This is a genomic window from Streptomyces sp. TLI_146 (assembly GCF_002846415.1).
Lineage (GTDB): Bacteria > Actinomycetota > Actinomycetes > Streptomycetales > Streptomycetaceae > Streptomyces.
On record NZ_PJMX01000001.1, the window covers coordinates 7,489,977 to 7,505,372 of the forward strand.

Genomic DNA, 15,396 nt, shown 5'->3' on the forward strand with positions numbered 1-15,396 from the left:
GTCTGCGCTTTCCCCACGTCGGGTCATGACTGCCCGTGCCATGACGCAGAAGGTGACCTCCGTGAAGAACCGCTTCCTCCATGCCCCCGTCGTGCTCGTCACGGCCCTCGCACTCGGCGGCTGCGGCGCGCTGCCGGGCGTGGGCGGGGACTCCGGCACCACCGTCACCGTGTGGCTGATGAAGGACAGCGCCTCCGACGACTTCGTCAAGCGGTTCACCGACGAGTTCGAGAAGGAGCACCGCTCGGTCAAGCTCGACGTACGGATCCAGGAGTGGACCGGCATCGGCCAGAAGGTGAGCGCCGCCCTCAAGACCGGCGAGGCGCCCGACGTCATCGAGGTCGGCAACACCCAGGTCTCCCAGTACGCGGCGAGCGGCGGACTGCTCGACCTCACCCTGGAGTCGCTGCGCGACTGGGGCAGCAAGGACTGGCTGCCGGGCCTCGCCGAACCCGGCAAGGTCGACGGGGTGCAGTACGGCATCCCCTGGTACGCGGCGAACCGCGTCGTCATCTACAACAAGGACCTGTTCGACGCGGCGGGCATCACCAAGGCCCCGAAGACCCGCGCCGAGTGGCTGGCCGACACCGACAAGCTGAACACCGGCGCGCAGCAGGGCATCTACCTGGCCGGACAGGACTGGTACACCCTCGCCGGGTTCGTCTGGGACGAGGGCGGCGAGCTCGCCCAGGAGAACGCGGGGGAGTGGACCGGCACCCTCGCCACCCCCGCCGCGCTGCGCGGCATGGACTTCTACCGCCGCCTCCAGGCGCTCGGCGCGGGCCCCAAGGACGCCGACGAGGCCACACCCCCGCAGGCCGAGGTCTTCGCCAAGGGCAAGGTCGCCCAGATCATCGCGGTCCCGGGCACCGCCAAGGCCATCCAGAAGGCCAACCCCGCGCTCGCCGACAAGCTCGGCTACTTCCCCATCCCCGGCAAGACCGCGGCCGGTCCGGGCGCGGTCTTCACCGGCGGTTCGGACCTCATCGTGCCCAAGCGGTCCGCGCACCACACCGAGGCCGTGGAGGTGGTCAAGGCGCTCGCCGGGGAGAAGTGGCAGCAGGACCTCGCCGCCACCATGAGCTATGTACCGAACAAGCCCAAGCTCGCGGCCGCCGTGGAGAACCAGGCGGGCACGGCCGCGATGGCGCAGGGCGCGGCCCGGGGCCGGGCCACGCCCAACTCGCCCCAGTGGGCCGCCGTCGAGGCCGACAACCCGATCAAGCCGTACATGACCGCCGTGCTCACGGGCGCGGACCCGAAGACGGCGGCCCGTACGGCCTCTTCGCGGATCAGCTCACTGCTGTTCCCGTGACGCGGCCCTCGCTGCCCAGGACCGCCAGCGACAGCGCGAACCGGCCGTCGGCGTCGGTCCACCAGTGGGTGGCCGTCAGCCCGGCGGCCGCGAGCTCCGCCCGTACGCCCTCGCGGCGGAACTTCGCCGAGATCTCGGTCCGCAGCTCTTCGCCCTCCTCGAAGCGGACGACGAGGTCCAGCTCGGGGATCTTCACGGTGAGGTCGGCGCGGGCCCGCAGCCGCATCTCGATCCACTCGTTCCCGGCGTCCCAGCGCGCCACGTGCGCGAAGTCGTCGAGGTCGAAGTCCGCGCCGAGCTCCCGGTCGATGACGGCGAGCACGTTCTTGTTGAACTCGGCCGTCACCCCCTCCCGGTCGTCGTACGCCCGCACCAGGACCGACTCCTCCTTCACCAGGTCGGTGCCGAGCAGGAAGCTGTCGCCGGGCTCCATCATCGCGGCGACCGAGGCCAGGAACCGCGCGCGCTCGGCGGGCAGCAGATTGCCGATGGTGCCGCCGAGGAAGACCACCAGGCGCGGCCCCGGCGTGGCGGGCAGGGCGAGCGGCCGGGTGAAGTCGGCGATCAGGGCGTGCACTTCGAGCTTCGGCCGCTCCTCGATCAGTGCTTTCGCCGCCCCTGTCAGGGCGCTCTCGCTGACGTCCACCGGGATGTACGTGAGCGGGTCCGGCAGCGCGTCGAGCAGCAGCCGGGTCTTCTCCGAGGAGCCCGAGCCCAGCTCGACCAGGGTGCGGGCGCCGGAGGCGGCCGCGATCTCGGCGGCCCGGCGGTCGAGGATCTCGCGCTCGGCGCGCGTCGGGTAGTAGTCGTCGAGCCGGGTGATCTCCTCGAACAGCTCGCTGCCCCGGGCGTCGTAGAACCACTTGGGCGGCAGGGTCTTGGGCGTACCCGTCAGCCCGTGCAGCACGTCGGCGCGCAGCGCGGCCCCGGTGGCGTCCTCGGGCAGGGTGCGGGTCAGCTGGAACGGGTGGGACTGGTGCACGAGGAAGGCTCCTTGAGGGGGGTCAGTACGAGGTCGGTACGGGTCGCGGACAGCAGGGTGCGGTCGGGGACCTCGTGCCAGTGCGGATCGTCGTCGTAGGGCTCCGAGGCGACGACCGTGCGGTCGCCCGGCCGGGCCAGGTACCACAGGGTGTCGCCCCAGGCCGTGGCGGCGATCGTCTCGCCGTCCGTGAGCAGCAGGTTCAGCCGCGAGCCCGGCGCGGCCCCGGCGACCTCGGTCACCGTCTCGGCGAGCGCCCGGCCCGGCTCGTCGCCCGCCCGCAGGCGGTGCAGCAGCAGGGCCCACACCAGTGCGGAGTCGCAGCGCGCCTCCAGGCGCAGCAACTCCTCCGCGGGCAGGGTCGCGGCCAGTGGGGCGAGCGAGCCGGGCCAGCCCTTGACCGCCCCGTTGTGGCTGAACAGCCAGTTCCCGGCGGCGAAGGGGGCGGCCGCGGCCTCGCCGTCCGCGCCGGGTTCGGTGGCGTCCCGGACCGCCGCGAGCAGCGCGCCGGTGCGCACCACCCGGGCCAGGTCCGCGAACGACGGGTCGGCCCAGATCGGCCCCGGGCGGCGGTAGCGGCCCGGCACCGGGTCGCCGTCCGCGTACCAGCCGACGCCGAAGCCGTCCGCGTTGACCGTCCCGTACCGCTGGCGGCGCGGCGCCCAGGACTGCCGGTACAGCGCGTGCGGCGGGCTCACCAGGAGCTCTCCGAGCGCCAACGGCTCGCCCAGAAAGGCGAGGTGACGGCACATCAGGCATCCCTCGCGGTCCGGAACCCGGCGAAGATCTGCCGCCGCACCGGAAGGTCCCAGTTGCGGAAGGTGCCCCGGCAGGCGACCTGGTCCACGGCGAAGGAGCCGCCGCGCAGCACCTTGTGGTCGGGCCCGAAGAACACCTCCGAGTACTCCCGGTAGGGGAACGCCACGAAGCCCGGGTAGGGCATGAAGTCGCTGGACGTCCACTCCCACACGTCGCCGATCAACTGCCGTACCCCCAGCGGGGACTCGCCCGCCGGATAGGCCCCGGCGGGGGCCGGGCGCAGATGGCGCTGGCCCAGGTTGGCGTGGTCGGAGGCGGGGTCGGCGTCGCCCCACGGGTAGCGCCGGGAGCGGCCGGTGGCCGGGTCGTGCCGGGCCGCCTTCTCCCACTCCTCCTCGGTGGGCAGCCGCCGCCCGGCCCAGCGGGCGTACGCGTCCGCCTCGTACCAGCTCACATGGAGCACGGGCTCGTCCAGCGGTACGGGCTCGGTTACCCCGAAGCGGCGGCGCAGCCACTGGCCGCCCTCGCGGTGCCAGAACAGCGGGGCCGTCAGCTCGTGCCGGCGGACCATGGCCCAGCCCTTGGGCTCCCACCAGCGCTCGTCGGTGTAGCCGCCGTCCTCGATGAACCGCAGATACGCGCCGCAGGTCACCGGGGTGGTGTCGAGATGGAAGGCCGGGACGATCCGGTGGTGGGCCGGGCGCTCGTTGTCCAGGGCCCACGGCTCGGCCGAGGTGCCCATGGTGAACGGGCCGCCGGGTACCAGGACTTCGGCGGGCAGGTCCGCGGTGGAACCCTTCGGCGGCTCGGGGGCGGCGAGCGCGGCCGGGCCCTTGCGGAGCTGATGGGTGATCAGCATCGTCTCGTCGTGCTGCTGTTCGTGCTGGGCGATCATCCCGAAGGCGAAGCCCGCGTCGACGAGCCGGGGGCCGCCCTCCAGCGGGGTGCTCTCCAGGACGTCGAGCGCCCGGCCGCGCACCTCGGCGGCGTACCGGCGTGCCTCGGCGGGCGAGAGCAGCGGCAGCGAGGGCCGGGAGGCGCGGGGGTGCTCGAAGGCGTCGTACAGCGAGTCGATCTCCGGGCGCATCGCGTCCCGCCCGGCGACGGCCCGCAGCAGCCACTGCTCCTCCTGGTTGCCGATGTGCGCCAGGTCCCAGACCAGCGGCGACATCAGCGGCGAGTGCTGGGCGGTGAGGTCGTGGTCGTCGACGCAGGAGGTGAGGGTGGCGGTGCGCGCCCGTGCGGCGGTCAGCGCCGCAAGCGCGCGCTGCCGCAGCGCCTCCGGGTCGGTGGGGGCCGCTCCGGTCGGTTCGGGGCCGGTCATGAGGAGGTGTCCTTCCCGGGGGCGGGCGCGGGCGAGGTGTCCGCGGGGGAGAGGCCCCGTGCGACGTAACGGTCCGTGAAGGCGGCGACCGCCCGCCGGACCTCGGGGGTGGCGCCGAGCCGGGGCAGCGCCTCGATGGCGGCGGCGAAGCAGATCTCGGCCGCCTCCCGCAGTTCGGGGTCGGTGAGCCCCGAGCGGGCCGCGTCGACCCAGAGCGGGTTGCGCGGCGCGGGCGGCGAACCGGCCCTCTCGGCAAGGGACTTGACGGCCCGGTAGGCGGTCTCGGCCGCCTCCTGGTCGTCGAAGAGCGCGGTGGTCACGGCGAGCGGGACGATCCAGCCGTCCTCGCCCGGCTGCGCGTCGATCATGCGCAGCTCCAGGTGCCCGCGCGGCCGCACCGGCGGGAAGAGCGTGGTCAGGTGGTAGTCGAGGTCCTCGCGGGTGGGCCGGCGCGGCTCGCCCGTGCGCAGCCACTCCCGGAAGGTGAGCCCCTCCGGCGCGTCCCAGGGGCCCTCGTCGGAGCGGACGCACATCACCGGCGCGTCCAGGACGTGCGCGGCCCAGGCCGCCCGGGGCTCGGCGTCCAGCGGCGGCGCCAGCGACCGCACCGGGTCGATCGCGGTCCACACCGCCTGCCGGGAGGAGCGCCAGTCGGTGCGTCTGCCCTCCTGCCAGGGGGAGTTGGCGAACGCGGCCACCAGGACCGCGCCGAGCAGGTGGGCCAGGCGCCAGCGGCGCCCGAAGCCGAGCGGGCCCGGCTCCTCGTACCCGGCGTCGAGGCAGACCTGGACGGAGGCGGAGGTGCACATCATGGCCCGCCCGGCCGGGCCCGTCCGGTCGAAGTGGGCTTCCATGGCGTCGTACCGGGGGTCGTGCAGGAAGCGGCGCGGCGGCTGCCACGGATCCTGGCCGAGCCCGGTGAGAGTGAGGTCCCTGGCGCGAAGAGCGGCCCGGACGGCCGTCAGATCGGCCGCCACGGAGTCGATGCACTCCATGAGGGAATCGGCGGGAAGCGAGCTGAGCTCCAGCTGGCCGCCGGGTTCGACGGTGAGTGCCGACCGCAGGGGCAGTGCCCTTAACGAGGCGTAGGCGGCGGCGAGTCGATGGTGCTGTACGGGGAGGTGCGGGTCGTGCAGATCATGGACGAGCCATTCCACTTCGACGCCGACGGCGCGAGGTGGGCCGGTCTTGAAGCAGATACATCGAAGCAGATCATCCGCTTCCGTTTCTGTGAACTGTCTGGTCAGCATGGTCGCTTCCCCAACTCGGGGGCCTTTTCGGTGCACTGTCCCACCTAAGCCACTGCCGTCGTCTCGCACAAGAGTGCCCATCCGGACGGAAAGTATGTTGCGGGAGTGTCGTCCCGACGTCAACGATGCTAGATATGAGTGCACGACTGCGCGAGCTCGCGCGCCACACCGTGGCGATCACCGAAACCGGGGCGTACGAGGCGCCCGGCGGGGCCACGGTCTCGATCGCCGCCTGGCTGGCGGCGGCCGTCGACGGAACCCGGCTCTTCGGCCCCGGCCCGGTGCCGGTGACACCCGACCTCGACCGCTCCAGCGTATGCGCGGTGACCGGCGAGAGCAGCCTGGAGGCGGCCCGGCGGCTGGTGGGCGAGGGCCCCGGCGAGGTGGCCGTGCTGAACTTCGCGTCCGCACGCAACCCCGGCGGCGGCTTCCTGAACGGCGCGCAGGCCCAGGAGGAGGCGCTCTGCCGCTCCTCCGCGCTGTATCCGACGCTGCTGACGGAGCCCGGGTTCTACGAGCACCACCGCGCCGACCGCGATGTCTTCTACACCGACCGGGTGATCCACTCGCCGGGTGTGCCGGTCTTCCGGGACGACCGGGGACGGCTGCTCGACGAGCCGTTCCGGGTGGGATTCCTGACCTCGCCCGCGCCCAACGCGGGAGTGATCCGCCAGCGCAGCCCGCAGGCCCTGGACCGTATCCCGCAGGCCCTGGCGCGGCGCGCCGAGCGGGTGCTGGAGACGGCTGCCGTCTGCGGCTACCGGCGCCTGGTGCTCGGGGCCTGGGGCTGCGGTGTCTTCCGCAACGACCCGGCGGGGGTGGCGGGCGCCTTCCACGGCCGGCTCACCGGCGAGGGCCGCTTCGCGCGCCACTTCGACGAGGTCGTCTTCGCGGTCCTGGACCGCACGCGGGACCGGGCCACGCTGCGGGCCTTCGAGACGGTGTTCGCGACGGCCTAGCGGCCCCCGTGGGGTGAGAGCCGCCTGCCCGCTTGCGCCGGACGGCGCAGTGTGCGGGGCCCCGGGGGCGGACGGCGGCCAGGCTCGGGGGCATGATCATCCGAGCCCTCACGGCGCTGCTCGCCGCCCTTCTCGCCGTCGCCGCACCCCCGCCCGCCTCCGCCGCGGAGCCCGCGCCGCCGCGCACCGTCTCCGCCTGGCTGCCGTACTGGGACCAGGAGGGCGCGTACCAGGACGCCCTGCGCCACGCCGCCCAGCTCCACACCGTCAGCCCGTTCTGGTACCAGGCGATCAGCGCCGAGCGCGTCGACGGCCACCCGGGCGCGGGCGACCGGCGCATCGTCGACGGGCTGCACGCGGCCGGGATCGCCGTGGTCCCCACCGTCATGGAGACCATGAAGCCCGGCGTCCTCGCCACGATCCTCGCCGACCCGGCCCGCCGCGCCGCCCACATCACGGCCCTGCTCGCGGTCGTGGGCAGCCGCTCCTACGACGGCCTGGACATCGACTACGAGTCGATCGCCCCGACCGGCGACGCCGCCTACCCCGCGGTACGGGCGAACTACGCCACGTTCGTCACCGAGCTGTGCGAGCGCCTGCACGCCCTGGCCAAGAGCTGCGTCAGCACCGTCTCGCCGCAGACCGCGACCACCGGGCGCGTCTGGGACTACGCGACGCTCGGCCGGGCCGCCGACCGGGTGCGGATCATGGCGTACGACCGGCACTGGTCGGGCGGCGCCCCCGGCCCGCTCGCCGGGGTCGACTGGTACGAGGAGATCCTGCGCCGGGCCACCGCGCTGATCCCGCCCGACCGCATCGAGATGGCCCTGCCCGCGTACGGCTGGGACTGGCCGGCGGACGGCGGCGCCCGCGCCCGGCACGTCACCATGCGCGAGGCGGAGGCCCTGCGCGTGGCCGAGGGCAGGCCGTACCGCCTCGACCCCGTCTCGCAGACCCCGCACTTCAGCTACCAGGACGGGGACACGGCCCGCGAGGTCTGGTACCAGGACGCCCGGGGCATCGAGGCCGACCTGCCGGTGCTGGCCCGCCACGGCATCCGCAACACCTCCCTGTGGGCCCTGAACTTCGAGGACCCGGCGGTGTGGCCGGTGCTGGCCAAGGTCAGCCCGTGACGATGGCGGTCGGGGTGTTCCACCCCGAGATCCGCAGCCGGGGCGCGGAGCCGTGCAGGTCGGCGGTGCGGTAGGTGGCGGTCAGTGTCGCCGACTCGCCGGGCCACAGGCTGACCTGGTTGTCGGACCAGTGGACGGGCAGCACCGGGGTGTCCTCGGCGTCCACGAGGTGGGCGTCGGTGAGCAGGGCCGGGGTCCTGCCCGGGCCGGTGTTGGTGAGCGTGACGGAGGTGGTCGAGATGCCGTCGCCGCTGGTGGTCGTCGCGGTGGCGCCCACCCGCGCCTTCGCCATCGCGCTCAGGCCCTTCAGATCGGCGTAGGCGGTGGTGGGGGTGTGGTACCAGTCGGTGTGCGCGTAGTCGAGGACGTCCGCCTTGGTGGAGAGCCAGTAGACGTTGCGGCTGACCTCCTTGCCGGTGGCGTCGGTGAGCAGTAGCCGGGCCAGGTACGTCGTGGACAGGCCGCTCACGTTCGCCGGAACGGTCAGCGCGGTCGTCCTCGCCCCGTCGCCGCCCACGGCCACACCCGTCGCCGTCCTGTCGTACTTCTGCGTCCCGTCGGTGCTGAACAGCGTCACCCGGGCGGTGAGACCGGACACGGGGGTGTGCGCGCCGTTCACCACGGCGACCGTGCGGTTGTCGTAGGAGTACTGGATGTGCAGCGGCTCGTTCGCCTTCTTCGCGCCGAAGTACGCGCCGCCCTGGTCGAGGTATCGGTCCGTCAACTGCCAGTGCAGGGAGGTCCAGCCGCTGTTGAACATCCAGTGGACGACGCCGGTCGCGGGCTTCGATGCGTCCTTGGCGTTGCGGGCGTACGCCTCGTACTGGGCGCGCACGTTCTCGTACTGGGCGAGCTGCGCCTTGCGCACATAGTCGTCCAGGCCCGTCGGGGCGCCGTAGCGGCCGGTCAGGGCCGCGTCGTAGAGGGCCAGGGTGGCGAAGGCCGAGGAGGGGGAGCGGTGGTACTGCTTGGCCGACGGGCTCTTCCAGAGCGTGTCCAACTCGGCCGGTGACATCATGCGGCGCAGGGTGTCCAGGGTCGGGACGTCGGGGCCCGCGCTGGTCTCGGAGTTGAAGCCGGTGGCCCCGCCCTCCTGCTTGTTGTACCAGTAGGCGGGCGGCACCCAGTCGTACGGGCCGGTCATCTTCATGCCCGAACTGCCGGTGATCGGCGCGGAGTTGTCGGAGGCGGCGGCCACGACCGGGGTCGGCCAGTCGGCCGCCCGCAGCGCGTCCACGTACCCCTTCTCGATCGTCTTGTCCGGGGCGAAGTCGCTGCCGATCAGGAACGAGATCACACTGGGGTGGTCGCGCAGCCGGGCCGCCTCGGCGGCCATCGACGCCTTCGCGACCGGGTAGTCCGCCGCGGTCCACTTCTCGCCCGGCTCGCTCCCGTTGACCTGGCCCTCCCACTTGTCGCAGCACTCCCAGCCGGGCAGCGTGAGGATGCCGTACCGGTCCGCGAGGTCGAAGAACTCGTCCGGCTCGATGTGCCCTTCGAGCCGGACGGTGTTGAGGCCCAGATCGAGCGCGTACTTGAGCCGGTCCTCCACATAGGTGCGGTCCCAGCGCAGATACTCGTCCGGTGACCAGCCGCCGCCCTTGATCAGCAGCGGGCGGCCGTTGACGGAGTACTGGCGGGCGCCGTCCGCGTTGAGCGGTGCCTTCACGTCGCGGATGCCGAACGACTCGTGCGCGGTGTCGGAGGGGGCGCCGGAGACCGACGCGGTCAGGTCGAGTCCGTACAGCGCCTGCTCGCCCATTCCGGCGGGCCACCACACGCGCGGTGAGGTGAGATGGAGTTGGGGGAAGGCGGCCGGGGTGAAGGTGACCGTCTTCGTCTCGTGCGCGGCGAGCGTGACGTCCTGGCTGAAGGAGGCCGCGCCGATCGTGCCGGAGACGGTCGCGGTGACCGTCCCCGCCGAGTCGTTGCGCGCCTGGGCCTTCACCGTCAGGTCGGCGCTCGCGAGCGACGGCACGGCGAGGGCGGTGACGACGTGCGCGTCCCGCAGCGCGACCGGACCGCCGCGCCGCACCAGCACGTCCCTGACGATGCCCATGTTCTCGTCGGGCGGGGGTTGCAGCCAGTCGATCCACCCCATGGTGAGGTTCTTCCTGGGATCGTTGGGCTGGATACGGAAGGCCACGGTGTTGGTGCCGGACCTCACCGCCGAGGTGATGTCCAGCTCATGGCGGGTGTACGCGCCGGCGACCGCGCCCTTCTCCGCGACCTGCTGCCCGTTGACGAACACGTCGGCGGCCGAGATCACCCCGCTGAAGTCGAGATACGTACGGGAGGAGGTGTCCGCGACGGTGAAGTCCGAGCGGTACCACCAGGGGACGGCGAAGTCCGCTGTGGGGATGTTCTTCTGGTTGGTGGAGTAGAAGGGGTCGGCGTACCTGCCCGCCGCGAGCAGGGCCGCGAGGACAGTGGAGCGGGGCCCTGCCGGGTACCAGCCCGCCGCCGGGTAGCCGGGGCTGGAGACGGCCGCGGCGGAGTCGGTGACCTTGGCGGAGGACTGGATGGTGTACCCGGAGAGCGCCATCGTGGTGGGGACAACTGCCGTGTGGGCGGCGGGAGTTGCCTGCTGGACGCCCGAGGCGAGGGCGAGGGTCAGGGTGAGGGCGGCGGCCGCGGCGGTCCTTCGGCGGACGAAAGCTCGACGGTGGAACACGGTGGTCTCCCGGCATCCAGGTCAGGCATCAAAGTTAGGAACCCTTACTAACTCGCATCCTGAAGGTAGAGACCTGAGGAAGCCATGTCAACGACCGGAGTTGCCCGAGCGGGTGCGCCGCTCGAACGTCACGTCGCGTGCCGTCCCCAGCGCCGTCGCCACCGCCCCCAGCAGCACCGCGTCCTCGCCGAGCGAGCTCGGTGCCACCTTCGGGCGCAGCGGCGTCAGGGTGCGCAGGGTCTCCCGTACGGTCCGCAGCAGCAGATCCGCGCTGTGGCCCACGCCCCCGCCGAGCACCACCAGATCCGGGTCGAGCACCGCGGCGACGGCCGCCACCGTGTGGGCCAGGCGCTCGCCCTCCAGCTCGACCGCCTTGACCGCGGCGGGATTTCCGGCCCGCGCGGCCTCGAAGACGTCCTTCGCCGTGAGCGGCCCGGCCATGCCGTGCGAGCGCGCCGCGGCCACCACCGCGTCGCCGGAGACCGCGTCCTCAAGGGTGTCGGGCTTCTGCCGCCCGGGCCAGGGCAGGAAGCCGATCTCACCGGCCCCGCCGTGCGCGCCGGTGAAGAGCTGGCCCTCGCTGACGACGCCCATGCCGAGGCCGGTGCCGATCATCACGTACACGAAGAGGCGGCTGCCCGAGCCGACGCCGAACGTGTATTCGCCGAGCGCCGCCAGATTGGCGTCGTTGTGGACCGCCAGCGGCATCCCGAGCCCGTCGCGCATCCGGTCGAACAGGCCAGGGCGGCCCCAGCCGGGCAGGTGCTGGGCATAGCGGACCCGCCGCTTCTCCGCGTCGTACACACCGGGCGTGCCGACGACCGCCTGGGCGATCTTCTCCGGGTCCACGCCCGATCCGGCGACGAGCTGATGGGCGGTGGTGACCACCAGATCGGCCATCGTGGAGGAGGTACGGGCCTGGTTGCGGACCTCCGAACGGGCCACCACCGTGCCGTCCAGATCCGCGAGCGCGACCCGCAGCCAGGCCCGCCCGATGTCGATGCCCAGCGCGTATCCGGCGGTCGGGTCCGGGGCGTAGAGCACCGCGGACCGGCCGCGCTCGGGGATATGCGTGCCCGCCTCGCGGACCAGGCCGGTGGCGGCGAGCGCGGCCAGCGCGCTGGAGACCGTGGGCTTGGACAGGCCGCTCTCGCGGGCGAGCTGGGCCCGCGAGGAGGGGCCGCCCGCGCGCAGCCGGTCGAGCAGCAGCCGCTCGTTGCTGTTGCGCTGACGCTGTGGGTTCCAGGGCTGCTCACCCTCGTCGCTGCTGGTCATCGCATCATTCTCACGCATCGCTCCGGACGGTTTCCCGGCGACCTCTTGACGCCAAAAGTAAAGGTACTTAACTTGAGCACGCCCGGCGCCGGGGCGCATCCCCGCACTGGCGAAGAACCGCCGCTCGCACCGCCGTTGCCCACGTCCCCCGAGCCCCAGGGAGGTCCCTCGTGTCCGGAACCCCGCCGCCGACCGGCGGCTTCGTCCGCCGTATCGGACTCTTCCAGGCCACCGCCATCAACATGAGCCAGATGTGCGGCATCGGCCCGTTCGTCACCATCCCGCTGATGGTCGCCGCCTTCGGTGGACCGCAGGCCGTCCTGGGCTTCGTCGCCGGGGCGGTGCTCGCCCTCGCCGACGGGCTGATCTGGGCCGAACTCGGCGCGTCCCTGCCCGGTTCCGGCGGCAGTTACGTCTATCTGCGCCAGGCCTTCCAGTACCGCACCGGGCGCCTGATGCCGTTCCTGTTCGTGTGGACGGCGATGCTGTTCATCCCGCTGATCATGTCCACGGGCGTGGTCGGCTTCGTCCAGTACCTCGGCTATCTCGCCCCGGACATGGGCAGCACCACCGGCGACCTGGTCGGGCTCGGGGTGATCGCGCTGGTCGTCCTGCTGCTGTGGCGCGGCATCGAGCACATCGCGCGGATCACCACCGTCATGTGGGCCGTGATGATCGCCTCGGTGGCCCTGGTCATCATCGCCTCGGCCACCCACTTCAGCGCCGACCGCGCCTTCACCTACCCCTCGGGCGCCTTCGAGCTCACCAGCAACCACTTCTGGCTCGGCTTCGCCGCGGGTCTCACCATCGGTATCTACGACTACCTCGGCTACAACACCACCGCGTACATGGGAGCCGAGATCAAGAACCCCGGGCGCACCCTGCCGCGCTCCATCGTCTTCTCGATCCTCGGCATCATGGTGATCTATCTGCTCCTCCAGATAGGCACCCTCGGTGTCATCAACTGGCAGCGGATGACCGACCCCGGCGACATCGCCTCCACGTCCGTGGCGTCCGCCGTCCTGGAGAAGACCTGGGGCAAGGGCGCCGCCGACGTCGTCACGGTCCTCATCCTCGTCACGGCCTTCGCCTCCGTCTTCACCGGACTGCTCGGCGGCTCCCGGGTGCCCTACGACGCGGCCCGCGACCGCGTCTTCTTCCGCCCGTACGCCAGGCTCCACCCCCGGCACCGCTTCCCGACGCTGGGCCTGGCCACGATGGGCGTCATCACGGCGATCGGCTTCCTCATCGGCCGCCACACCGACCTGGCCACGCTGATCCAGCTGCTCACCACGGTGATGGTGCTGGTCCAGGCGCTGGCCCAGATCGCCGCGGCGACGGTCCTGCGCAGCCGCCAGCCGAGCCTGCGCCGCCCCTACCGGATATGGCTCTACCCCCTGCCCAGCGTCGTCGCCCTGGTGGGCTGGCTGGTGATCTACGGCTACGCCGACAAGAACTCCCCCGGCCGCCACCCGATCGAATGGTCCCTGGCCTGGGTCGCGTTGGGCTGCGTGGCGTTCGTGGCGTGGGCGCGGTTCGAGAAGGTGTGGCCGTTCGGGGCGCGGGAGGTTCGGGAGGAGTATGTGGAGGAGGGGGTGGGGGCGGTCTGAGTGTCGTACGGGGTGAGTTCTGATGGCCCCCCGGCCGGGCCCGGCCCGGTTCCGGGTTCCGGCGGGGCCAACTCCGCACTGTCCGTGCCGCACTCGACAGCGTGTCCTACGCTTCCACCATGATCCGCACAGTGGCCTTCGACGTCGGTGAAACCCTCGTGCGCGACGACCGCTACTGGGCTTCCTGGGCCGACTGGCTCGACGCCCCCCGGCACACGGTGGCCGCCCTGGTCGGCGCTGTGGTCGCCCAGGGGCGGGACAACGCGGACGCACTGCGGCTCATCCGGCCGGACATCGACGTCGCCGCCGAGTACGCGGCTCGCGAGGCCGCCGGGCAAGGCGAGTTCCTGGACGAATCCGATCTGTACCCGGACGTACGCCCGGTCCTGACGGCCCTGCGCGACCGGGGCGTACGGGTCGTGATCGCCGGAAACCAGACGGCTCGCGCCGCCGAACTCCTGCGGGCCCTGGACCTGCCCGCCGACGTGATCGCCACGTCCGGCGAGTGGGGCGTGGCGAAGCCCTCGGCCGCCTTCTTCGCCCGAGTCGTCGAGGCCGCACGGACCGCGCCGGGCGAGACGCTGTACGTCGGCGACCACCCGGCGAACGACGTCGGTCCCGCCCTCGCCGCAGGCCTGCGGACGGCACACCTGCGGCGGGGCCCGTGGGGCCACCTGTGGGCGGACACGGCGGAGGCGGCTGCGGCGGACTGGCGGATCGACTCCCTGGACGAGCTGGTGCGGATCGTCACCGGCTAGGCGGGGGCGTCCCCAACTCGGGCTCCGGGCAAGGGCCGTTCATGTGCGCACAGCGTGCGCGGACGGGTACGGTTCGGAGCAGCCCGAACGGAGTTCAGCATGTCCGCCGACCGTGCACGCGAGGTGGGGCAGCGCATCGCAGCCACCCGCCACTCCCGCCGTATGACGCAACAAGACCTCGCCCGCGCTTCCTTCCTCTCCCTCGCCATGGTCAAGGCCGTCGAGCGGGGCGCCCGTATGCCGAGTGATTCATCCCTCGACGCCCTGGCGGACAGCCTTGGCGTGGACCCGTCCGCACTGCGCACCGGCTACGCACGGACTGAGCACCGTGTGCACCGGGCGCTGCCCGCGATCTCCGCCGCGCTGGCCGCGTACGACGCCCCGGAGGGGCCACCGGTCCGGACGCTGCCCGAGCTGCGTGCGGCTATGGACGAAGCCGTGAACTGGCGCCTGGGTGCCCAGTACGGCCGCATCTCGCAGGTGATCCCGGGCCTTCTTGAGGACAGCCTCCGCGCCCTGCACGGGGAACGGGGCGCCCAGGAGCGCCGCGCCGCCGCGCTGGTCGTCTCCGCCGCGCGGACCGCCGATGCCGTGGCGTTCAAGTTCGGTGCCCACGACCTGTCCGCCCGTCTGGTGGACCTGATGAGGTGGGCCTCGCTTCGGGCCGAAGAGCCGCTGCTGGCTGCTTCGGTCGCGTACGTGCGGACGGAGCCGTTCTTCGTCGCCCGTGCCCACAGGGCAGGTCTGCGCGCCCTGGAGGCGGCCATCGATGCCAGTCCGGCGCCCGATCGGGGCAGTGCACGTGCCGCCCGGGGGTCCCTGCACATGCGGGCAGCCGTCATCGCCGGCCGGGCCGGAGACCCGGATGCGGCTGACAGCCACCTCGATGAGGCACTGCGACTGGCCGATCAGCTCCGGGAGGACGTCTACGACGGCACTGCCTTCGGTCCCGACTCGGTCCGCGTTCACGAGGTGTCGGTGGCCGTGAGTCTGGGCGGCGACCACGTCGAACGTGCCCTGAGTGTCGCCCGGGACTGGAAGCCGCCGAGCGGCATGCCCGCTGAGCGGCGGTCCGGCTACTCCATCGAACTGGCCCGCGCCCAGCTGTGGGCCGGTCTCATGGACGATGCCTTCGAGTCGCTGAAGGTTGCTCGCCGCATCGCCCCGCAGCACACGCGTGAGCACCCCTGGGCGCGCGAGACAGCGGCGACGCTGCGTCGGCTGAAGCGAACCGACGACGAGTCGTTGACGCGGTACGCGGAATGGATCGGCGCGATCGAGCAACCCCTTCGAGGGATCTGAAGGGATACAGGCTGTAGCCCTTGTGCCCCTTCCACGAGTCCACCATCTGCCGTGT

Annotated in this window: 12 protein-coding genes; 6 read left to right on the forward strand and 6 right to left on the reverse strand. The window is 72.4% G+C overall.

The annotated features are described in order from the left end of the window. The first annotated feature begins 61 nt into the window (after nucleotides 1-61). On the forward strand, nucleotides 62-1,315 hold the full coding sequence (locus BX283_RS33325) for an extracellular solute-binding protein (protein ID WP_101392720.1): 1,254 nt from the start codon (nucleotides 62-64) through the stop codon (nucleotides 1,313-1,315). Here the strand turns inward: BX283_RS33325 and egtD are convergent. From egtD to egtA, 4 genes are read right to left on the reverse strand one after another with little or no spacing between them, the layout of a single operon-like run. After that, on the reverse strand, nucleotides 1,293-2,297 hold the full coding sequence (gene egtD / locus BX283_RS33330; RefSeq protein WP_101391138.1) for an L-histidine N(alpha)-methyltransferase: 1,005 nt from the start codon (nucleotides 2,295-2,297) through the stop codon (nucleotides 1,293-1,295). The genes BX283_RS33325 and egtD overlap by 23 nt on opposite strands. After that, entirely contained in the window at nucleotides 2,270-3,049 is a 780-nt protein-coding gene (gene egtC, locus BX283_RS33335) for an ergothioneine biosynthesis protein EgtC (protein ID WP_101391139.1), read from the reverse strand. The genes egtD and egtC overlap by 28 nt, the downstream gene beginning before the upstream one ends. Next, nucleotides 3,049-4,380 (reverse strand): ergothioneine biosynthesis protein EgtB, encoded by a 1,332-nt coding sequence (egtB, locus tag BX283_RS33340; protein ID WP_101391140.1) that lies wholly within the window; start codon nucleotides 4,378-4,380, stop codon nucleotides 3,049-3,051. Before egtB ends, egtC begins: the two co-directional genes overlap by 1 nt. Further along, nucleotides 4,377-5,630, reverse strand: coding sequence for an ergothioneine biosynthesis glutamate--cysteine ligase EgtA (egtA, locus tag BX283_RS33345; protein ID WP_101391141.1), 1,254 nt, complete (start codon nucleotides 5,628-5,630; stop codon nucleotides 4,377-4,379). Before egtA ends, egtB begins: the two co-directional genes overlap by 4 nt. Before the next feature lie 134 nt (nucleotides 5,631-5,764). Here egtA and BX283_RS33350 point away from each other — a divergent pair, with 134 nt between their 5' ends. After that, nucleotides 5,765-6,589 (forward strand): TIGR02452 family protein, encoded by an 825-nt coding sequence (locus tag BX283_RS33350; protein ID WP_101391142.1) that lies wholly within the window; start codon nucleotides 5,765-5,767, stop codon nucleotides 6,587-6,589. A gap of 92 nt (nucleotides 6,590-6,681) precedes the next feature. Next, a complete protein-coding gene (locus tag BX283_RS33355) occupies nucleotides 6,682-7,722 on the forward strand; it encodes a glycosyl hydrolase family 18 protein (protein WP_101391143.1) in 1,041 nt (346 codons plus the stop codon). Here BX283_RS33355 and BX283_RS33360 read toward each other — a convergent pair. Together BX283_RS33360 and BX283_RS33365 are read right to left on the reverse strand one after the other, a co-directional pair. Beyond that, complete coding sequence (locus BX283_RS33360) at nucleotides 7,712-10,396, reverse strand: sugar-binding domain-containing protein (protein WP_180357321.1); 2,685 nt, start codon at nucleotides 10,394-10,396, stop codon at nucleotides 7,712-7,714. The two genes, BX283_RS33355 and BX283_RS33360, sit on opposite strands and share 11 nt — an antisense overlap. An 87-nt stretch (nucleotides 10,397-10,483) precedes the next feature. Then, nucleotides 10,484-11,671: an ROK family protein gene (locus BX283_RS33365; protein WP_101391144.1), complete on the reverse strand. Its 1,188-nt coding sequence runs from the start codon at nucleotides 11,669-11,671 to the stop codon at nucleotides 10,484-10,486. Nucleotides 11,672-11,841: 170 nt separating this feature from the next. Here BX283_RS33365 and BX283_RS33370 point away from each other — a divergent pair, with 170 nt between their 5' ends. The 3 genes from BX283_RS33370 to BX283_RS33380 all read left to right on the forward strand — a co-directional run bounded on the left by BX283_RS33370 (nucleotide 11,842) and on the right by BX283_RS33380 (nucleotide 15,341). Further along, nucleotides 11,842-13,281: an APC family permease gene (locus BX283_RS33370; RefSeq protein WP_101391145.1), complete on the forward strand. Its 1,440-nt coding sequence runs from the start codon at nucleotides 11,842-11,844 to the stop codon at nucleotides 13,279-13,281. 119 nt (nucleotides 13,282-13,400) lie between these two features. Next, nucleotides 13,401-14,039 carry an HAD family hydrolase gene (locus BX283_RS33375; RefSeq protein WP_101392722.1) on the forward strand — a complete coding sequence of 213 codons (639 nt, stop codon included), beginning with the start codon at nucleotides 13,401-13,403 and terminating at the stop codon, nucleotides 14,037-14,039. A gap of 99 nt (nucleotides 14,040-14,138) precedes the next feature. Next, nucleotides 14,139-15,341, forward strand: a complete 1,203-nt coding sequence (locus tag BX283_RS33380; protein WP_101391146.1) for a helix-turn-helix domain-containing protein — start codon at nucleotides 14,139-14,141, stop codon at nucleotides 15,339-15,341. The last annotated feature ends 55 nt before the right edge of the window (nucleotides 15,342-15,396 follow it).